The organism is Aromatoleum diolicum, from assembly GCF_012910955.1.
In the GTDB taxonomy this organism is placed as follows: domain Bacteria; phylum Pseudomonadota; class Gammaproteobacteria; order Burkholderiales; family Rhodocyclaceae; genus Aromatoleum; species Aromatoleum diolicum.
The window spans coordinates 63,365-81,918 of sequence record NZ_WTVQ01000013.1; the positions used below are offsets into that span (position 1 = coordinate 63,365).

General features: G+C 62.5%; 20 protein-coding genes. 2 read left to right on the forward strand and 18 right to left on the reverse strand.

The window, feature by feature from the left end; translation table 11 throughout:
* Positions 1–11 precede the first annotated feature (11 nt).
* Positions 12–1,139 carry a M14 family metallopeptidase gene (locus GPA25_RS09730; protein WP_169260179.1) on the forward strand — a complete coding sequence of 376 codons (1,128 nt, stop codon included), beginning with the start codon at positions 12–14 and terminating at the stop codon, positions 1,137–1,139.
* Between the two features lie 87 nt (positions 1,140–1,226).
* Here the strand turns inward: GPA25_RS09730 and serB are convergent, their stop codons facing one another.
* The 5 genes from serB to GPA25_RS09755 form a co-directional block, all read right to left on the reverse strand.
* Entirely contained in the window at positions 1,227–2,057 is an 831-nt protein-coding gene (gene serB, locus GPA25_RS09735; RefSeq protein WP_169260180.1) for a phosphoserine phosphatase SerB, read from the reverse strand.
* Entirely contained in the window at positions 2,054–3,133 is a 1,080-nt protein-coding gene (locus tag GPA25_RS09740; RefSeq protein WP_169260181.1) for a 3-deoxy-7-phosphoheptulonate synthase, read from the reverse strand. The genes serB and GPA25_RS09740 overlap by 4 nt, the downstream gene beginning before the upstream one ends.
* 82 nt (positions 3,134–3,215) lie before the next feature.
* Positions 3,216–4,376, reverse strand: a complete 1,161-nt coding sequence (locus tag GPA25_RS09745) for an NAD(P)/FAD-dependent oxidoreductase (protein ID WP_169260182.1) — start codon at positions 4,374–4,376, stop codon at positions 3,216–3,218.
* A 134-nt stretch (positions 4,377–4,510) separates the two neighbouring features.
* A complete protein-coding gene (locus tag GPA25_RS09750; RefSeq protein ID WP_169260183.1) occupies positions 4,511–4,675 on the reverse strand; it encodes a rubredoxin in 165 nt (54 codons plus the stop codon).
* 51 nt (positions 4,676–4,726) lie between these two features.
* Positions 4,727–5,212 carry a rubrerythrin family protein gene (locus GPA25_RS09755; protein ID WP_169260184.1) on the reverse strand — a complete coding sequence of 162 codons (486 nt, stop codon included), beginning with the start codon at positions 5,210–5,212 and terminating at the stop codon, positions 4,727–4,729.
* Between the two features lie 288 nt (positions 5,213–5,500).
* Here GPA25_RS09755 and GPA25_RS09760 point away from each other — a divergent pair, with 288 nt between their 5' ends.
* On the forward strand, positions 5,501–5,941 hold the full coding sequence (locus tag GPA25_RS09760) for a c-type cytochrome (protein WP_169260185.1): 441 nt from the start codon (positions 5,501–5,503) through the stop codon (positions 5,939–5,941).
* Positions 5,942–6,037: 96 nt separating this feature from the next.
* On the opposite strand, the gene GPA25_RS09765 is transcribed toward GPA25_RS09760, so the two are convergent.
* From GPA25_RS09765 to GPA25_RS09825, 13 genes are all read right to left on the reverse strand, one after another.
* Positions 6,038–6,397 (reverse strand): hypothetical protein, encoded by a 360-nt coding sequence (locus GPA25_RS09765; protein ID WP_169260186.1) that lies wholly within the window; start codon positions 6,395–6,397, stop codon positions 6,038–6,040.
* Entirely contained in the window at positions 6,394–6,666 is a 273-nt protein-coding gene (locus tag GPA25_RS09770) for a hypothetical protein (protein ID WP_169260187.1), read from the reverse strand. Before GPA25_RS09770 ends, GPA25_RS09765 begins: the two co-directional genes overlap by 4 nt.
* 6 nt (positions 6,667–6,672) lie before the next feature.
* Complete coding sequence (locus GPA25_RS09775) at positions 6,673–7,224, reverse strand: nitrous oxide reductase accessory protein NosL (RefSeq protein WP_169260188.1); 552 nt, start codon at positions 7,222–7,224, stop codon at positions 6,673–6,675.
* On the reverse strand, positions 7,221–8,036 hold the full coding sequence (locus tag GPA25_RS09780; RefSeq protein WP_169260189.1) for an ABC transporter permease: 816 nt from the start codon (positions 8,034–8,036) through the stop codon (positions 7,221–7,223). Before GPA25_RS09780 ends, GPA25_RS09775 begins: the two co-directional genes overlap by 4 nt.
* Positions 8,037–8,048: 12 nt before the next feature.
* A complete protein-coding gene (locus GPA25_RS09785) occupies positions 8,049–8,990 on the reverse strand; it encodes an ATP-binding cassette domain-containing protein (protein WP_169260190.1) in 942 nt (313 codons plus the stop codon).
* Positions 8,962–10,257, reverse strand: coding sequence for a nitrous oxide reductase family maturation protein NosD (locus GPA25_RS09790; protein WP_169260191.1), 1,296 nt, complete (start codon positions 10,255–10,257; stop codon positions 8,962–8,964). Before GPA25_RS09790 ends, GPA25_RS09785 begins: the two co-directional genes overlap by 29 nt.
* 9 nt (positions 10,258–10,266) lie before the next feature.
* Complete coding sequence (locus GPA25_RS09795; protein ID WP_169260192.1) at positions 10,267–10,695, reverse strand: transcription regulator; 429 nt, start codon at positions 10,693–10,695, stop codon at positions 10,267–10,269.
* Between the two features lie 18 nt (positions 10,696–10,713).
* The gene (locus tag GPA25_RS09800; RefSeq protein ID WP_169260193.1) at positions 10,714–12,897 is read right to left on the reverse strand and encodes a 4Fe-4S binding protein; all 2,184 of its coding nucleotides are present in this window, start codon (positions 12,895–12,897) and stop codon (positions 10,714–10,716) included.
* A gap of 222 nt (positions 12,898–13,119) precedes the next feature.
* Complete coding sequence (gene nosZ, locus GPA25_RS09805) at positions 13,120–15,069, reverse strand: TAT-dependent nitrous-oxide reductase (RefSeq protein ID WP_169260194.1); 1,950 nt, start codon at positions 15,067–15,069, stop codon at positions 13,120–13,122.
* A 156-nt stretch (positions 15,070–15,225) separates the two neighbouring features.
* Positions 15,226–16,491: a hypothetical protein gene (locus GPA25_RS09810; protein WP_169260195.1), complete on the reverse strand. Its 1,266-nt coding sequence runs from the start codon at positions 16,489–16,491 to the stop codon at positions 15,226–15,228.
* Positions 16,488–16,703, reverse strand: coding sequence for a DUF2249 domain-containing protein (locus GPA25_RS09815; RefSeq protein WP_169260196.1), 216 nt, complete (start codon positions 16,701–16,703; stop codon positions 16,488–16,490). Before GPA25_RS09815 ends, GPA25_RS09810 begins: the two co-directional genes overlap by 4 nt.
* Entirely contained in the window at positions 16,700–17,146 is a 447-nt protein-coding gene (locus tag GPA25_RS09820) for a hemerythrin domain-containing protein (protein WP_169260197.1), read from the reverse strand. The genes GPA25_RS09815 and GPA25_RS09820 overlap by 4 nt, the downstream gene beginning before the upstream one ends.
* Before the next feature lie 127 nt (positions 17,147–17,273).
* Entirely contained in the window at positions 17,274–18,497 is a 1,224-nt protein-coding gene (locus tag GPA25_RS09825; protein ID WP_169260198.1) for a BaiN/RdsA family NAD(P)/FAD-dependent oxidoreductase, read from the reverse strand.
* Between the last annotated feature and the right edge of the window lie 57 nt (positions 18,498–18,554).

The following is an 18,554-nucleotide window of genomic DNA, read 5'->3' on the forward strand; positions in this document are numbered from 1 at the left end:
CGGGAGGGAGCATGAAGATCAGCCACAATTTCGACGCCGGTGCGATCGAGGTCGTCAGCATCGCCGACCCGCAGGACGTTCGCCTGCGCCTGCGTGCGGACAATGCGGCGGAATTCCGCCAGTGGTTTTATTTCCGTCTGCAGGAAGCGGCAGGCGTGCGCGTGCGCATGGTGTTCGAGAATGCCGCGGAGGCGGCGTACCCGGATGGCTGGCCGGGGTACCGATGCGTGGCTTCGTACGACCGACGCAACTGGTTTCGCGTGCCGGCAACGCGCTTCGAGGACGGCCGGTTGATCGTCGAGCACACGCCCGAGCGCAACAGTGTTTATTACGCCTATTTCGAACCGTATTCGTACGAGCGTCATCTGGATTTGCTCGGCTGGGCCGAGATGTCGCCATTTGCACAGGTGGATTGTTTGGGCTCGACGGTGGAAGGGCGCGACCTGGACCGAATCACAGTGGGGCGCATGGCGCCGGAGCGCAAGCCGGTGTGGATCATTGCGCGCCAGCATCCGGGCGAAACGATGGCGGAGTGGTTCATCGAAGGCCTGCTGGAGCGTCTGCTCGACGCGTCCGATCCGGTGGCGCGCCGGATTCGCGAGCACGCAGTGCTCTACATCGTGCCGAACATGAATCCGGACGGCGCGGTGCATGGCAACCTGCGCACGAATGCAGCCGGGCGCAACCTTAATCGCGAATGGCGGGCACAGGATGCGCAGGCCAGTCCGGAAGTGTTTCATGTGCAGCGGGCAATGGAAAATACGGGCTGTGCGCTGTTTCTCGATATTCATGGTGACGAGGCGCTGCCCTATGTGTTCTTTTCCACAGCCGAGGAAGTGCCGGGCTTTACCGAAGAGATGGCCACGCAGCAGGCCCGGCTGGTGGCGGCACTATGTGCGGCAAGCCCGGATTTCCAGACCGAGCAGGGCTACAAGCCGGGGCGCTTCGGCGAGGAGCTGCTGACGCTGGCGAGCAAGTGGGTGGCGCACCGCTTCGGTTGCGTGTCGCTGACGCTGGAGATGCCGTTCAAGGACAATGCGAATCTGCCCGATGGGCTGAGCGGCTGGAACGGTGCGCGCAGCAAGCGTCTTGGTGGGGCGATGCTGAATGCGGTACTGGCGCACCTCGAGGGCGCTTGAGGACCGGATAGGGCGGCACGATCAGCCGCCGAACCGGGAGCGTGCGGCGGAAGGCGCTGAGATTTTCCGCCATACGGACAGTGCCGCCTACGCGAAGATGTTAAGGAGTCCGTCCAACCCGACGTGGTCGAGGCGGCAATCGGCAACCTGGCGTAGTACCGGCTTGGCGCGATAGGCGACGCCGAAGCCGGCTTCGGTGAGCATCGGGATGTCATTCGCACCGTCGCCGGCGGCGATGACCTGGTCGGCGCGCAGGCGGAGGCGGTCGCGAGTATTGCGCAGGTGGGCCGCCTTGGCTGCGCCGTCGACCACCGGGCCGGCAACGCGGCCGGTGAGGAGGCCATCACGCACTTCGAGTTCGTTGGCGTGAGCCTCGTCGAAGCCGAGGCGCGTCTTGAGCCGTTCGGTGAAGTAGGTAAAGCCACCCGACACCAGTACGGTGTGGATGCCGGCGGCCTTGAGGCCGTGCATCAGCCGTTCCGCACCAGGATTGAGCTGCAGGCGCTGCTCGTAGACTTCGGTGAGCGCAGACTCCGGCAGCCCGGCCAGCAGGCTGACGCGGCGAGTAAGGGACTCGCGGAAGTCGATCTCACCGCGCATTGCCGCTTCGGTGATGGCTGCGACCTCAGTCTTGAGGCCCTGCATGTCGGCGATCTCGTCGATGCACTCGATGTTGATCAGCGTCGAGTCCATGTCCGTGACGAACAGACCGAAATCGGCCAGCCTGCGGCCAGCCTGCACCCATGCCCAGTCGAGCCGGGCTTCGGTACAGACCGCTTCGATCTGGTCATTCTCGCGCGCTGCCACGAGGCGGAAAGCCTGCGGTGTGATCTGTTCGATAGCACTGGCGCCTGACAGTTTGGCGACGGTTTTCAGGGCGACCGAATCGACATCCTCGCCCTGCACGACAAGATTCATTCCGCGCGGCTCCGGCCTTGCAATGCTTCGCGCAGCACATTGTGCGCCTTGCGGATCATGTCGGCGGTGGTGTCCCAGCCGACGCAGGCATCGGTGACCGAACAGCCGTACTTCAACTGCGACAGGTCGGACGGAATCGACTGGTTGCCGGCTTCGATGAAGCTTTCGATCATTAGGCCGACAACCGAACGGTTGCCTTCACGGATCTGGTGAATCACATCCTTCATCACCAGCGGCTGAAGTTCAGGCTTCTTCCAGGAGTTTGCGTGCGAACAATCGACCACGATGTTTTGCGGTAGCTTGGCCTTGGCCAGTGCCTGCTCGGCGAGCGAGATCGACACCGTGTCGTAGTTCGGGCGGCCGGCGCCGCCGCGCAGGACAACGTGACCATAGCGATTGCCGCGCGTGCGCAGGATCGCCGATTGTCCCTTGCCATTGATGCCAAGGAAACTGTGTGGATGCGAGGCCGAAACGATCGCGTTGATCGCGACGTCGAGGTCGCCGTCGGTCGCATTCTTGAAGCCGACCGGAGTGGACAGGCCCGAGGACATCTCGCGGTGCGTTTGGGATTCCGATGTGCGTGCGCCGATCGCGGTCCACGAGATCAGGTCGCCGTAATACTGCGGCGCGATCGGGTCGAGCGCCTCGGTTGCGGCAGGCAGTCCGGTCTCGTTGATGTCCATGAGGAAGCGACGTGCCTTCTCCATGCCCTCGTCGATGCGGAAGGAGTCATCCATGTACGGATCGTTGATGTAACCCTTCCAGCCGGTCGAGGTGCGTGGCTTCTCGAAATATACGCGCATCACCAGCAACATCGTCTCCGAAACCTCGTCGGCCAGGGCTTTCAGGCGACGGGCGTAATCGACGCCGGCAACGGGGTCGTGGATCGAGCAAGGCCCGACCACCACGAAAATGCGATTGTCCTTGCGGTCGAGGATGTCGGCGAGAGCCCGGCGACCGGCGAGTACCGTATCGGCGGCGCGTTCGGTCAGCGGGACGCGCGCCTTGATCTCCTCCGGGGAGGGCATGTGATCAAGGGCTGCGATGTTGAGGTTTTCGGTTTTAGCGACTGGCATGGCACGCTCCGCAGTGCAGCAAAGGTCAGCATTGTAACCCGAAGCACGGGGGCCTCGGGACAGGTGCGTGAGGGCGCGGGCATTACGCCAGCGTGGCCGGGGCGTGCGCCGCGAGTGCCTGTTTACGTGCCGTTGCGGCGCCAAGCAGGGCGAAGCCGAGGAGCTTTTCGTCGGGGGCGAGGAACTGCACTTCAAGGCCGGCTGCGGCATCCTGTCCGCCAAGGATTTGCCAGCTGCCTTGGGCGTCGGGGGCAGGTGGGCAGACTACGGTGGGGCAGGCGGGTGTCTTTACCACCACCGGCATTGCCGGGTAGTTGAGACGTGTCGGCGTGCCCGCGAGGGTTGCGGCGAGGGCGCGGGCCTGTTGCATGATCGGCATCACGAAAGGCAGGACGAGCCCTTCGACTTCGGCGCAGTCACCGATCGCATGGATATTCGGCTGCGAGCTGGCGAGGCGGCGGTCCACACGGATGCCGCGATTGACGGCCAGGCCGGCGGCGCTAGCAAGGGCGATGCGCGGGCGCAGGCCGACGGCGGACAGCACCAGATCGGTGTCGAGAACACTGCCATCACTTAGGCTTACGTGATAGTTGCCGCCATTGCGCGCCACCGACGTTACTGAAACCCCCATGCGAAAGCTGACACCTGCCGCTTCGAGCTGTTGGCGGAACCAGGTCGCGGCCGCCTCCGGCAGCAGGCGGCCCAGCGGCCAGGCCGCGATGTCGATGACGACAGGCTCAATGCCGCGGGCGAGCAGGTCGTTCGCAAACTCGCAGCCGATGAGGCCGCCGCCAAGGACGACAATGCGCTTCGCGTCGTGGAGGTGCGATGCAAAGCGGGCGAAGTCGTCGAGGTCGTTGACGGACAGAATGTCCGCGGCGCCGTCGCCCTCGATCGGCAGATGGATCGGGTCAGCGCCGAGGGCAAGGACGAGATCGCGAAAGGCGATCTGCTCGCCGTCGACGAGTTCGATGACCCGCCGCTGCGGATCGATCATGGCAATGTCGACGCGTGCGCGAATCGTCGCGTTGAGCTCGGTCGCCATTTTTTCCGCGGACTTCATCACCAGGCTTTCCGCTGTCCTGTTACCCGACAGTGCGTTCGACAGCATGGGCTTGGAGTAGAAGCCGGCAGCGTCGCGACTGAGGATGAGAAGCGGCGTGTCGCGGTCGAGCTTGCGGAATTCGCGGGCGAGGGTGTAACCGGCGAGGCCGCTACCTGCGATGACAATGGGTTGGGGCATGGAGCGATCTCTCTGTGTTGTTGGTCTTGTGCCGCGGCGGCCATGAGCCAGGCCCGGCTGAAGGCAAGCCTCTGGGGTGTGGGGTGAGCGGACTGCGCGCGGAGACCGCCAATGCGGCCTCCGTTTTGCTCAGGTCAGATCACGGCCATCTCGAAATCCGCCTTGGCGACACCGCAGTCGGGACAGGCCCAGTCCGCGGGGATGTCTTCCCAGCGCGTACCCGCCGCGATGCCGTCTTCCGGCATGCCGGCTGCTTCGTCATAGATGAAACCGCATACAACGCATTGCCATTTTTTCATGATGTTTTCTTCCGTTCAGTCAGGTTTGTCAGGGTTGGAGCAGGGGAAATCTCAGGCGGAAATACGGTCCAGCACCTGCTGGTAGTGGTTGGCATGCCGCTCTTCAACCTTGGCCAGCGCGGCGAAACGCTTGGCGGCCTTTTCCAGCACGGACTTGAACTGCTCGGCGTGCTCCTTTGACTCTTCGATCTGCTCATCGATCTCCCTGACCGCCGCATCGTTGCCTTCCTCGACGGCGGCGTGGCGGAAGCTCGGGTACATCTCGGTGTACTCATAGGTTTCGCCTTCGATCGCGAACTGCAGGGCGCGCGCCGGGCTCATCTTCGCCTTGGGGTAGAGCAGGTCGAGGTGGCCGAAGGCGTGCATGACTTCCTGATCGGCAGTGGCTTCGAAGGCCTTGGCGGTTTCCTCATCGCCCATTTCGCGGCAGAGCTTGGCAAAGTAACGATACTTGATGTGGGCCATCGATTCGCCGGCAAAGGCGGATTCGAGGTTCTGGATGGTGGGCGATTCGGGACTGTGGAAGGGGGTTGCCATTGCGTCTCTCCTTGCGTCGTTGATGTTGCGATGGAGTGAATGGTACGCAAGGCGGATGTATTGTAAAAATTGAACGTAGGCATTAAGTCAATAGCTATGTCCTATTTCGATCGAGCGTCGACCTGACCGGTTATCCCTCATCGCCCTATGGGACGTAGCGTAACGTTTTGTATGTGCGCAAATATTTTTGCATTGAGCTGGGTCAAAGATCGCAGCGACACCTGCCGATAGGATCTGCCCCTCGAATCCGGGAAGCCACACTCTCCCGGGCATAACAGGAGACCCCCAATGATGAAGACATCCGTGATGATCGCGGCCTCGCTGGCTGTTCTGTTGTCGGCCTGCGGCCAGAAAGAAAGCACGGCTCCGACTGCGCCGGCAACCACTCCGGCACCGGCCGCACCCGCTCCGGCACCAGTGGCGCCCGCGGCGCAAACACCCGCGGCGACGCCGCCGGCACCGGTCGCCGCAGCCAATGCGGCGGGAAACAGCATCTACAACAAGGTTTGCGCGCTGTGCCACGCCGCGGGTGTTGGCGGGGCGCCGAAGCCGGGCGATAAGGCAGATTGGGCGCCGCGCATCGCGCAAGGCAAGGACTTGCTGTACAAGCACGCCCTCGAAGGTTTTACCGGACAGAAGGGCATGATGCCGCCACGCGGGGGGAGTCCTGCGTTGAAGGACGAGGAAGTGAAGGCGGCGGTCGACTTCATGGTTTCGAAGTCGGAATAGGGAGATTGTGCCGGCGGGTTGGCGCCAATGCGCCGACCCATGTGGATCGAAAGGGAGATATTGCGTCTCCCTTTTTGTTTCTGACGGCCCGTTCGCCTACCCGGGCAAACCCAGCATCGGATCGGCGAGAAGCGCGTTGATGAGGCGGGCAACGTTGTTCGCAGGCGTATCTTCGGGACGGGTGAGGGGATCGACCCGCGCCTGCCCGCTGACGTCATGCAGGTGATTCGGAAAGGTCGCCAATTGGCGGTGCAGGGGGGCGGTATCGATGCCCAGCTCGACACCCCCGCAAACCCAGCGAAGCGAATAGGCGTCGGTCGCAGCGTAGCGCACGGTCAGCGCGACACCGTTGTCGAGGCTCACGATCAGGGCGTCCTGCTTGTGCTCGATCGGCGATTGCAGACGGTCGGCGAATGCCCCCTCGATGGCATTGGCTAGTTCGATATGCAGGCTCATGTGCGTCTGACCTCGTTGAGACATTCACCCATCATGACCCGCACCGTTTCGCGCGTATCGCAGAGGATGCGCGCGCTGAGATAGTGCTCGTAGGACGGGTGTTCGGGAACCTTCGTCGAGTAGATCTGTTCCAGCAGTTCGATCTCATCGGTGACGCCGTAGGACTTCAGGATATCGTTGCGGTTTTCGCGCAGTTCGAAGATCAGCCGCGAAAGCTGCTCGAGTTGCTGGGCGTCGGTAAGCTCGATGTTGTCGAAGAAGTTGGCCATGATTGCTCACATCTTGCTGTCGTGAAGGGCGCCGCCATCGAGCACCGCCATGTCGGGCGTGATGGCATCGAAGTGCAATACTTTGCCGCCATGTGCGCCGGCGAATTTCTGCGCGTCGGCTTCCTGCGCAAAAGAGGCAACGGTCGGCCCCATCGAGCCATGGCGCGAGCTGCCCACCACGTACCAGGCGCCCTTGGCATCGATCCACGCGCCTCGCGGCTGCTCCCAGTCCGCCTTGCCCATGTCCTGCACGAACAGTGCCTTCACCGGGCGAACCTGCTCGGGTTTGAGATAGATGCCGAACATTTCCATGGTGTCGCAGAAGAATTCCGGTTCCGGACGGTCGGCGTAATGAATTTGAGCCTTCGGTCCGGGGTAGTCGGCGAGCAGCATGCCATCGAGCGAGCAGGCGGTGCTTTGGTCGATGTCGACGGCGACCAGTTCGGCGCCCGGACCGGAAGACGGGGAACAGGCCGTAAGCAGCGCCGTGGCGACGCAGGCGGCGAGTACCGGGTGGTAGGGAAAGGCCCGTCTGAGGCGGGGCGGGAAGGCGTTCATCGACGGAATCTCCAGGCGGCAACGCCGAGCGGCGCTGCGATCCATGCAAACATCACCAGCCCGAGCAACCAGGGCTCGGCGAGTGCGCGTGGGAAAACGGTGGCGAGTCCGTACAGTGTGCGGACGTCATCGAGGGCGAAGATGTTGAGGATACGGAACACGTCGGCCGGATTGAGCAGCAGCAGATAGGGGAAAATCTCTCCCCCGTATTTGCCGCCAGTGACGACCAGTGCGCCGAGCAGCAGCAAGTCGAAGACCAGAACGAAGAAGAACCACAGCGCGATGGCCAGACCTGAAGCACGCGTGCGGTCGCTGGCGAACACCGACACCATCACCGCAAGACTGAGGAAAGCCAGCCCCAGTAGCACCGAACTCGCCATGAATCCGAAATAGTGGAACAGGGCGGTGAGATTGAGCTGCGCGGACAGCACGACGGCGACCAGCCCGAATCCGGCGACGGTGGAAAAGGTGAGGGCGGCGGCGAGCCCGAGGTACTTGCCGAGCAGCAATTCGAAGCGGGTGATCGGCATCGACAGTAGCAGGTCGAGCGAGCCGCGTTCGCGTTCGCCGACGATCGAATCAAACCCGAGTACCAGCGCAATCAGCGGGATCAGGTAGATGACGAGACTGACGAGGCTTGCAATCGTGAACTCGATCGAGCGGAAACCGACCGCGCCCTGCTGCGCGCCGCCAAAATAGGCGATCACCAGCGCAAACACCGTGAACACGAGCGCGACCGCGAGCACCCAGCGGTTGCGGATACGGTCCCAGAATTCCTTGCCGGCGAGGGTGCCGATCTGTCTCAGTTCCATGCGCGTTGCGCCTTAATCCGAAAAGCCGAAGAACACGTCTTCGAGCGAGGGTTCGTGCACATGCAGGTCGAGCACCTTGGCGCCAAGCGAGGCCAGTGCTTGCATAACGAGCATTTTCGATTCACGTCGGCATTGCACCGCGACGTGGTCCTCACGCGCTTCGACGGCGGTGACGGGCAGGTTGCCCAGGACGGTGCGTACCTGCTCGAAATCCTCGGGCGCAAGCCGCACGTGGAACCACAGCGGCAGATCCATCTGTTCGCGCAGAGCCTGCACCGTGCCCACCGCCTGTAACTTGCCGGCTGCCATGATCGCGAGCCGATCCACCCGTTCCTGGATTTCGGCGAGGATGTGCGAGGTCAGGATCATCGTCACGCCCTCGGCCTTGAGGCCGCGCAGGATGACGTAGAACTCGCGGATCGCTTCCGGATCCAGACCGGTCGTCGGCTCGTCGAGGAACAAAATCTGCGGTTTTCCGAGCAGTGCCTGAGCGAAACCGAGCCGCTGACGCATGCCCTTCGAGTACTCGCGGACACGGCGTTTCGCGGCCTGCGTCAGCCCGACGCGCTCCATCGCGGGGATGCATTCCTGCGCGGGCGCACCTTTCAGGCGGGCGAAGAACTGCAGGGTTTCGAGCCCGGTGAGGTTGTCGTAGAGCACGACGTTTTCCGGCAGGTAGCCGATCTTGCGACGCACCGCACGAAAGCCGCTGCCCGCCACCGGCGCACCGTCGATACGGATGTCCCCGGCGGTCACCGGAATGAGTCCGAGCATCATCTTGAACAGCGTGCTCTTGCCCGCGCCGTTGTGTCCGATCAGGCCGAAAACCTCGCCGCGCGCGACGTCGAGGTCCACGCCGTCGACGGCGCGCACCGTACCGTAATGCCGCGTCGCGCCGCGGATGGCGATCACCGATGCTGCGGATTCAGCGGGAGCCGGGATAGTACCTGCCACGCCAGTCTCTCCAGTTGTCGTTTGCGGGCCGCATGCGCGGTTTGGGGTCAACCACGCTGGGCGCCCGCAGCAAGGGGAATTGTTGCCCCACCAGTCGCAGCGTCTGCACTGCGGGGCTGGCGAGCAGCAGCTTCATCATCGGGTGCTGCCAGGACAACCGGTCCACCAAGTCGTTGGCCTCGTACGGCACATCGCCGTGACCGTCGCCATTGCGGTCCCAGCCAAGATAGTTGCTCCAGTGGTTGCCGTCCTTGATTCCCCACAACTCGTCGCGCGCACCGACGTAGCGGACCTGCTCGCGGTTGCTGATGAAATCGTTGCCCTCGACGATGTTGTTCTTCGAGCCCGCCCACAAATGCGTGCCGACGACGTTATCAACCACCAGGTTGCCGCGCAGGGTGTTGTATTCGGCGTCGTAGATGAAGAGACCGCGGGCGTTGCCGGCGACGATGTTGTTCTCGACCACCGAGTCCTGGATCGTGCGCAGCATGATGCCGTGATCGGAATTGGCCCACGCACGGTTGTTGCGCACCAGCTGGTCGCGCACTTCCATCAGCGCCAGGCCGCCGCGGTTCATGTAGACGTCGTTGTCCTCCCACAGGTTGTGGTAGGAATTCATGTAGTGCGTGCCATAGCGGCTGTGGTGCAGACGATTGCTGCGGAACACGGCGCGGTGGGAAACGTCGACGTATATAGCGTCGCGTACGAAGCCGATGTTGTTGCCGATGATCTGCGCACCTGTCGTGTTGTATAGCTGGATGCCGTTGCCGCGCTGCGAGGAGCGGTAATCGCGCTTTCCGGTGATCACGTTGTGCTCGATGCGCACGTCGTTGGCTTTCTCGATCCACAGGCCGAACAGGTTGTAGGTGAGATCGCAATTGCGCACCACCGCCCGGTGCGCGCCCGGCCACAGGTAGATGCCGGCGTTTTGCTTCAGCAGGCTGTCGCCGGAGTCCCTGACGATCAGCCCCTCGATCACCACATCGGTGGCAGTGACCCGGATGGTGTCGCCCGAGAGGTTGCCACTGATGGTCGGGCGCTCCATTCCGCGTAGGGTCAGCGGTTTTGTGATGCGCAGATTTTCAACGTAACGTCCGCGTGCAACCTCGATGACGTCCCCCGGCGCCGCGACTTCGATGGCCGCCTGGATCGATTCGCCCGGCGCCACTGCCAAGGTTGCCGCCCACAGCGGACCGGCGCACAACAGCGGGGCGAGCGCGCATCCGCTTCGAAGCGCTTTTGCCAGAAGTGCGATCGTGCTGCGCATCGTGTTGACCTAGATCACCAAAAACCCCAGCGATTTCAGCCCTATGAACAGCGTCGCACCGATAAGCAGGTTCTTGAAGCCGACGTAGCAGACCATGTCCATCGTGTTCGCGACGCGGTAGCGACGCCCCCACCATGGGCCGTCCTTGACGTACGGCTTCGAGCCTAGCCGCACGACGACCTCGAACACGCTCCAGCCGAACCACCAGCCGATGACGGCGCCAGCCTGAAGCTGCCCGAGGGCGGCCAGCACCCACGCCACACTGGCCGCCAGCGCGAGCGCCAGCCCGGCGGCCTGAACCGCACGTTGACGCTGAAAACCGCTGCGGCTCCACGGCCACAGGTGATCCCGTATTTCTGCTGCAATCAGCCGCGCCACGCTCTGGGTGGAGGCATAAGGCGGCGCCGCGGGGTCGGTCGGCATCATCGGATTGACCATGACAGTTTTCTCCGGCACTCAGTTTTTCGGCGCAAGCGCTTCGGCGCGTGCCGGAACGGGCTTGATCGGAATGAAGTAACCGTTCGCGCCGATCGGCGTCAGCGGCAGTCCCGCTTTGGTGCGGCGCTTGCGCTCCTGCGACAGCGGCGGGCAGGCGTGCGAGTCGGCGTAGAGAACCATGCAGTCCAGACAGTGGAGGCACTCGCGGTGGTCGATACGACCGTTTTCATCGATTGCCTGCGAGCCGCAGACGACGGCGCACGCCTTGCACGAGTTGCATTCCTGTTTGCGTTTCAGGCCGAACCAGCGGAAGGTCGAAGGCATCGCCAGCGACGCGCCGAGTGGGCACAGATACTTGCAAAACGGACGCTCGGTGAAAATGGACAGCCCCAGCAGCCCGGCGGCAAACAGGGTGTAGGGCCAGCTACGGTTGAACAGGCCGACGAGGAAGGTGGTCTTGAACGGTTCGACCTCGGCCAACTTCTCAGCCAGCCCCATCGAGAAAAACGACACTGCGAGCAAGCCGAAGAACACGCCGTACTTGACCCACTTCAGGCGGTCGTGCCACTTGCGCGGCAACTGGAACTGGAAGCGCTTCAAGCCGACCGCAGCGCCGACCTTGTACAGCAGTTCGGAGAGCGAGCCGAACGGACACAGCCAGCCACAGAACAGGCCGCGCCCCCACACGAAGGTCGTGACGATGATGAAGATCCAGAACAGGAAGATGAACGGATCGGTCAGGAACAGCTCCCAGGTCCAATGGAACAGCATGGCGTGGAACCAGGTGAGCACCTGGGTGATCGACGGCTGTGCCATCAGACCGAATCCGACGAAGCCGATGCTGACGACCCAGGCGCTGTACTTGAACGCATTGACCGGCCACTTGTTCTTGCGCGTCGCGCGGCGGGTGAGGGCGTCGCGGAATGCATAGACCACGGCGACCGCGACCAACAATGCGGCGAACAATCCGATTTCGACAGCACGCGCCTTCCAGACCTTGACCCACGGCGCGTCGGGCTTCACGACTTTCGGACGGCCGCCTTGCAGATAGGCCGCCGACAACCAGTATTCGGTGTCGAAGTTGGTGAAGCTGCGCGCGCCGGTCGCGCGATCGACGCGGTTGCCGAGGAACACAAACTTCCATGGATAGGCCGCGGAAAAGGCCTTCGAACGCACGATAAAGATCGCCGACTCGTTGAATGCGGGGGCACCGGCCGCTTCGATACCATAAAGATTGCTTGAGTCGAGGTCGCGGAAGGTAAAGGAGTCGCCCCCCTGACGCACCTGCACGCGATCATAAATGCCGCCACGCACGAAACCGGAGCCCTTGAAGGACTCAACGCCGCCGGAGCGAATCACGAACAGCGCATGTTCGCCCTCGTGCAATCGCGACATCAGGTTGCGGTACGCCGCGTCGCCGAGAATCGCACGCCCGACATCGGGCTGGTTTAGGTAACCAAACCACAGATCGATAAAAAGCGTGTCGCCGCGCGGCAGACCAACCTGCTCGGGTTTAACCACCAGGCGTTTGACGCTGCCATCCTTCACCAGCGTCGCCCAGTCGGGTTTGGTGCCGGTCTCGACGAACTTCGCCTGTTCGCGGATCGTCGGCTTGAGGATGCCGACCTGCCGTGCCACCGCCGTGCCGGACGTCATCATGACCTGATTCTGCGCAATCACCGTGACGGTCGCGCCGGAGATCGCATCCAGCCCAATGATGCTTTCTTCGGGCCGTGACTGCCCGATTTCGATGTTATTGCCGACGAACTGGCCAATGTATTGCTGGTTGAAGCGGATCAGTGCGGATTCGGGGATGCCCAGGAGCAGGATCGGTTCGGAGTGCTTGAGAATTTTCACGCCGACAAAGCGCCCCCCGGTGTCCATGCCTATGAGCGTGATTACCGGCTTGCCGGAATATGCGGGAGTGTCGGTGATGTCCGTCGACAGCATCACGTAGCCGATGAGCTTCCGCTGGCCATTCTCCTCGGCATAGCCCTCGACATAACGTGGCTGCCCCTTGCGTTCGGAAAACACGGTCGCACCGGGCAAGACGTCCCCGCAGGATACGTACTTGCACAATTCGGGCGCGGTATTGATCTCGTCCGGCAGTTTGGCTTCATACGCATCGCCAAGCGCAAGGGGGGCTGTCGCCAACAGGACGAGGGATAGCAGGGTATTACGGAATGCAGCCAGGAATTTCATGAGACGTACCGTTGGGCAGGACCAGCAACAGTCTAGGAATTGTGCCCTCCGATGTAATTGTTTCCGATCAATTGACGAAAATCCGGTAGCCGCCGAAGACGCGCAGACGAAAAAATGAGGGGCACGTGGCCCCTCGAAATGATCACCCATCGAAACCCTTTGCAGGGGTCATGCACTACGCCGGCGTCTGTGCGCCGCCGACGCAGTTCGGTTGGAGGCGGATCAGGCCTCGACGATCATGCGGCTGCGCATTTCCAGATGCAGCGCGTGGCAGAAGTGCGTGCAGTAGCACCAGAACACGCCGGGCTTGTCGGCCTTGAAGCTCACCGACGCGGTCTCCTGCGGATTCACGATGAAGTTGACGTTGTACTTCGGAATCGCAAAGCCGTGCGTCAGATCCTCAACCTTGTCCAGGTTCGTCAGGATCAGCGTGACTTCGTCGCCCACCTTCAGTCTGAATTCGGGCAGGCTGAACGCCGGTGCCTGCGAACTCAGCTTCACCGTGACCTTCTTGCCGTCGCGGAATACCCCGGAATCCTTCGGGTCCTTCACTGCCAGGGGGAAGTCCTCGAGCGTGTAAATCGGCTTCGGATTAAGCAGCTCGCGCTTGAAGATGATGAAGTCGTGCGGTTCCGGGCGGACCGGGTGGTCGGCTATCAGCACCATCTTGTCGCCCGAAATATCGACCAGCTGCTCGTTTTCCGGATGCAACGGGCCGACCGGCAGATAGCGGTCCTTCGAGAACTTGCACCCGACTGCCAGCCACTTGCCGTCGGCAGCCATGGTTTCGGATTGCGACGCGTTGATGTGGCCCGGCTGGTACTGCACGTCGAGGCGGTCGACCACGTACTGCGCGGTGTTGTCGCCGGCCTGGAACTTGATCGCCTTCTCGACGTTCCATTTGACGACCTGGCTGTCAAGGAACAGTGTCGTGTAGGCGTTGCCACGGCCGTCGAACGCGGTGTGCAGCGGGCCGAGGCCGATTTCAACTTCGGCGACGATCGCCTTGTCAGGGCTCTCGAGATTGCCCTCGAACCATTCGAGCACTTTCGACAGGTCGATCACGGTGGCGGTGGGCGACAGCTTGCCGGAACAAATGAAGTACTTCCCGTCCGGGCTCGCATTTACGCCGTGCGGGTTCTTCGGCACGCTCACCACTGCGATCAACGCCGTCTTCGGATCCTTGTTGGCTTCGCGGGTGCCATCGACCACCGGCACCTTCGAGTCGCCGTAGGTCTTGAACTTGCCGTCCTTCACCGCCTGTTCGATGCGTGCGATATTGAAGAACAGGCACGCGTCGCGCTCGGCCGACATCATGTCGGGATAAGTAACGCCGCTCTCGGTGTTGTACTGGTTGGTTGCCGCCAACTTGCCGTCGAAGGAGCTTGCCGCGAGGTCGCAGTTGCCGTCGATCAGCACCTGCCAGCGGACATCCATGGTCTCGGCATCGACGCAGGTGAACATCGAGCGGTACTTCGACGGATCATCGATGTCCTTGCCAGCGTTCGGCAGCGGAATCTGGAACTCGGAGCCGCAGAACACGCGCGTGGTGTAGTTGATCGCCGGATCGACCGGGTCGCGCTTGTCCGGGAAAATACCGTGAAAGCCCTGCACGTTCGGCAGTTCGGTAATCTTGTCGCAGATTAGGTAATCCAGCCGGATGCGCGCAATGCGGCTGTTGATCTTGTCGTTGATCCATGCGTAACGGCCGTCGTAGTTGCCGTCCTTGTAAGACGCATGAGTATGATGACTGTCACCCACCGTGTAGCGCAGGCTGCCGTCGGGCTTGGTGCCCATGATTTTCTTCGATTCGTTGGTGATGCCCCAGCCGGTCAGCGCATCCGGCACGAAGCACGGCACACGATGAATTTCGCGCCCGGACGGCAGGCCCAGTACGCGGAAGTCGCCGGTATGGCCACCACTCCACAATCCGTAATAAGTGTCCAGCTCGCCCGGCTTCAGGTGCGTGCCGTTCGACACCGCCTGCGCTGCCGGTGCAGCGGGTGCCGGGGCAGGTGCCGCTGCAGGTGCCGCAGCCTCTTCCTGTTTGCAGGCCGACAGGCCGACCGATAGCCCGGCGCCGGCAAGGCCAGCGAACGCAGCCGTGTTCAGAAACTTGCGACGGCTCGGATCGGGTTGTGCATCAAGCGGCTTGCTGTGGTCTTGACTCATCGTTGACTCCGTTCTCAGGTGTGATCGGTATGGGCACGGGCGTTTTTCTGTGGCAATTGCCCTGCATGCTTCGAACACTCTACGGACCTTCGAGTACGGAATCCTTGATCCAGGATAAAGACAAGAAAATGCTGAATGCGCTTGCGCGCGCTCCGCTCAGGACGCAGCGCGCGCGTTGCGATAGGCCGCGATGACTTTGAGCAGGTTCGCCAGCAGCCAGCCAAATTCGATCACCAGCACCACTCCCGCCGCGCGCACGAGCACCGCGTGGCCACCCACCGCAGCGAGCACCAGCATCACAAGGGCCACGGCATGCGCCATCAGCTGCCGTCGAACCGGCGTGTCCGGCTGCAACTTCTTCATGTTCGGCGCTTTTCCCTTTTCCTGCGTCAAATGCAGCCACGCGAGGAAGGGGACGATCTTGTACAGCATGCCGACAGTGACACTGACGAAACCGCCATGCAACACCAGGATGCCGGCGAGCACCGGCCAGACCGCCTGATCCGACTGGTGCGCGACGAGCACGCAGGCGAGTCCCGCGATGAAGCTCGCCATGCCCAGTTGAAAGGCGCGCATCGTCACGTCCGGTACCGAGCGTCGCGACTGGCGCTGCAGTCGCAACGTGCTCACCGCAAAAGCCACACATGATCCGGTCAGGACAATTGCCAGCGCGAATTCAGCACTCACAAGCTCGCCGAGCACCGCAGCGCTCCACAATACAAGCACGCTCCCCGTACCCATCGCCCAGAAGCGCGTCAGCGCCACCGGGTAGTTCGGCGTGATCTGGAACATCGGCACCACCACCCAGCTCGTTGCGGCCAGCAATACACCCGCCCCGCCAAGTAGCGCCCAGCCAATATGCAGCTTGAGCACGATCAACAGCGGCAGCGTGACATCGCGCGCGAGGACCAGCGCCAAAGCGATCCCGAGTGTCACGGCGATCCCGAACCCCAGCAGCGCCAGTCGCAGGTCGCGCGGAGTAGCCTGCGCGATGGGTGCCCGCCGCAGCCCGACCGCCGCTGCGATCAGAAACAGAGCCAGCGCACCGCCCAGCAGCACGGTGGCGGGCACGAGGTATCCATGCGCGCCACTGCCGAGGCCCCAAGCCAGACAGATGGCACCGATGGTCAGGGCAAGGTGCACGACCGTGGAAACGGCTCCGGATAGAGGAATGACCGCCCCCGCAACTACCGGCAAGATCTGCAGCAGTGCGCCCAGCATCACTGATAGCATGAAACCGACCGCTATCAGGTGGGTGACTGCCAGTGCCCCTGGTGTCCACCGCGAATCCAGCAGCTCCGGCACTGCGAGTAGTGTGGCCCCTGTCGCAATTCCGAACGCTGGCGCCGTAAGGAAGAAGCGCAGCGGCGTCGAAAATGCCGGTGCCGAGTCGTAACTGAGGCTCTGACCGGCGGGAATCATGGATTCAGGATGCTGATTTCTACCACGCCGTCATCGCGAATACGGCTCTCATGCTTGTAACCGTCGCGATCGAGAATACGCAGCAGCGGGTGTGGCATGCGATCCAGCAACAATGTCAGGCTCTGACCCTTGGGCAGATCCATGAGCGCATCCATCGCCAACTCGAAGGGCTGTGGTGGTTCAAGGCCGCGGCCGTCGACAATCCTGCTCATTGTGCCCCCGCGCGCAAGCGCTCGCCCAGTGCGGCAGACACTTCACCGGCGGGCAACTGCGAATCGCACATCGGATAGAGGATGTTTTCCTCTTTCATGTTGTGCTGTTGCATCAGGATCAGCAGCGTTTCTGCCTCGCCGGCGTAATCGTCGCGATCCTTGCGCACCAGCGCGTCACGCATGCGCTCCAGCGCACTGCGCATTTCGGCGTGTTCACCGCGCATTACTTTCGTCGGACCTTCGGTCATTCCCGTTGCGGCTTCAAAGCGCGGAAACAGGAAGGATTCCTCAGCGTCAAAATGCGATTCCAGTGCGGAAATGAATTGCTCCAATGCCACGCTGGCTTCATCCCATTTGCTTTTTGAGGCGGCCGTTTCGGCGCGTGCAAAGGCTTCGTCGCAACTGCGATGGTCGTCGGTCATCAACGCGGTGATCTGGGTCATGGTCGGCTCTCCGGTTAGGTGAGTCCATTCTGCGATATCCCCCGTAACGATCCTTGATTAGCATCAAACCGTTGGTGCATCCAGCAATTTCGCATCAGTTCGGGGTGCCCGAACGAAAAGCGCAACGTCACACGAATTGCCCGGCTGCATGCCCGGAAGACCAAGCCCACTGAAAATTGTAGCCACCCAGATGACCGGTGATATCCATCACTTCGCCCACAAAGTAGAGTCCTTTACAGGCAGCGGCCTCCATTGTCTTGGACGACAGCGCATGCGTGTCCACACCGCCGAGCGTTACTTCCGCCTTCGCATAGCCCTGCGTCCCGGATGGCACGATCTGCCAGTCCGACAGGGCCTCGGCGATGGCCTTCAGCTCCGGCATGCGGAACTGGTTCATCGGCCGTTCCCAGCCATGCAGTGCGCACCAGGCATGGGCAAAACGTCGCGGCAGACGTTCCGCGAGCAGATTCGCCAGCAGCGCACGGTCGCCGGCATGCTGCGTCAGCCACGCATGCGCATCGACGCCGGGCAACAGATTGAAACTCACCGGTGCCCACTCTTCCCCACCATAGGCCTGCGCCTGCCAGTAACTCGACACTTGCAGCACCACCGGACCGGAAAGCCCCCGGTGCGTAATCAGTGCGGCCTCTCGAAAGCGCGCGCCGTTGCACCACGCCTCGATCTCGAGCGAAGAGCCGGCGAACGGCGCAAAACGCTGCAACGTTTCCGGCGGCAGGGTCAGCGGCACGAGTGCGGGGCGCGGCGCCACCATCGGTAGCCCGAACTGCTCGGCGATCCGGTAACCGAACGGGGTCGCGCCGATCTTCGGAATCGACAGCCCGCCGGTCGCGATGACAAGGCTGTGACAGGAGAAAGTCCCGCGCGCCGTATGTACCGCAAAGCGGTTGATGGCATCGTCGGTGCGTGCGATCGCATCAATACCCAGCGGCATCGCAAAGCGCACCCGGCCGTCCTCGCATTCCGCGCGCAGCATGTCGATGATCTGCTGTGCCGAGTCGTCGCAGAACAGCTGCCCCAGATTGCGCTCGTGGTAGGCGATGCCATGACGGTCCACCAGCTCGATGAAATCGGCCGTGGCGTAGCGCGCCAGCGCCGAACGGGCGAAATGCGGATTCCGCGACAGGTAGTTTTCCGGACCGACGCGCCGGTTGGTGAAATTGCACCGGCCGCCGCCGGAAATCCGGATCTTTTCTCCCAGCTTCTGAGCGTGGTCAATGACCAGCACCCGTCGCCCGCGCTGACCGGCCTGCGCCGCGCACATCATGCCCGCCGCACCGGCTCCAACCACGATTACATCGAAACCCGACTCGGCCACGGCAGACTCGCACATTGAAAGCGGCGCAGCATACGCGGCACCTCATGCCGCAGCAATCTCGCAGCAATTCAC

Excerpts from the sequence above, each read along its gene's own strand:
- GPA25_RS09730 (WP_169260179.1), top strand. The coding sequence starts at position 12 with ATGAAGATCAGCCACAATTTCGACGCCGGTGCGATCGAGGTCGTCAGC.
- serB (WP_169260180.1), bottom strand. The coding sequence starts at position 2,057 with ATGAATCTTGTCGTGCAGGGCGAGGATGTCGATTCGGTCGCCCTGAAA.
- GPA25_RS09740 (WP_169260181.1), bottom strand. The coding sequence starts at position 3,133 with ATGCCAGTCGCTAAAACCGAAAACCTCAACATCGCAGCCCTTGATCAC.
- GPA25_RS09745 (WP_169260182.1), bottom strand. The coding sequence starts at position 4,376 with ATGCCCCAACCCATTGTCATCGCAGGTAGCGGCCTCGCCGGTTACACC.
- GPA25_RS09750 (WP_169260183.1), bottom strand. The coding sequence starts at position 4,675 with ATGAAAAAATGGCAATGCGTTGTATGCGGTTTCATCTATGACGAAGCA.
- GPA25_RS09755 (WP_169260184.1), bottom strand. The coding sequence starts at position 5,212 with ATGGCAACCCCCTTCCACAGTCCCGAATCGCCCACCATCCAGAACCTC.
- GPA25_RS09760 (WP_169260185.1), top strand. The coding sequence starts at position 5,501 with ATGATGAAGACATCCGTGATGATCGCGGCCTCGCTGGCTGTTCTGTTG.
- GPA25_RS09765 (WP_169260186.1), bottom strand. The coding sequence starts at position 6,397 with ATGAGCCTGCATATCGAACTAGCCAATGCCATCGAGGGGGCATTCGCC.
- GPA25_RS09770 (WP_169260187.1), bottom strand. The coding sequence starts at position 6,666 with ATGGCCAACTTCTTCGACAACATCGAGCTTACCGACGCCCAGCAACTC.
- GPA25_RS09775 (WP_169260188.1), bottom strand. The coding sequence starts at position 7,224 with ATGAACGCCTTCCCGCCCCGCCTCAGACGGGCCTTTCCCTACCACCCG.
- GPA25_RS09780 (WP_169260189.1), bottom strand. The coding sequence starts at position 8,036 with ATGGAACTGAGACAGATCGGCACCCTCGCCGGCAAGGAATTCTGGGAC.
- GPA25_RS09790 (WP_169260191.1), bottom strand. The coding sequence starts at position 10,257 with ATGCGCAGCACGATCGCACTTCTGGCAAAAGCGCTTCGAAGCGGATGC.
- GPA25_RS09795 (WP_169260192.1), bottom strand. The coding sequence starts at position 10,695 with ATGGTCAATCCGATGATGCCGACCGACCCCGCGGCGCCGCCTTATGCC.
- GPA25_RS09800 (WP_169260193.1), bottom strand. The coding sequence starts at position 12,897 with ATGAAATTCCTGGCTGCATTCCGTAATACCCTGCTATCCCTCGTCCTG.
- nosZ (WP_169260194.1), bottom strand. The coding sequence starts at position 15,069 with ATGAGTCAAGACCACAGCAAGCCGCTTGATGCACAACCCGATCCGAGC.
- GPA25_RS09810 (WP_169260195.1), bottom strand. The coding sequence starts at position 16,491 with ATGATTCCCGCCGGTCAGAGCCTCAGTTACGACTCGGCACCGGCATTT.
- GPA25_RS09815 (WP_169260196.1), bottom strand. The coding sequence starts at position 16,703 with ATGAGCAGGATTGTCGACGGCCGCGGCCTTGAACCACCACAGCCCTTC.
- GPA25_RS09820 (WP_169260197.1), bottom strand. The coding sequence starts at position 17,146 with ATGACCCAGATCACCGCGTTGATGACCGACGACCATCGCAGTTGCGAC.
- GPA25_RS09825 (WP_169260198.1), bottom strand. The coding sequence starts at position 18,497 with ATGTGCGAGTCTGCCGTGGCCGAGTCGGGTTTCGATGTAATCGTGGTT.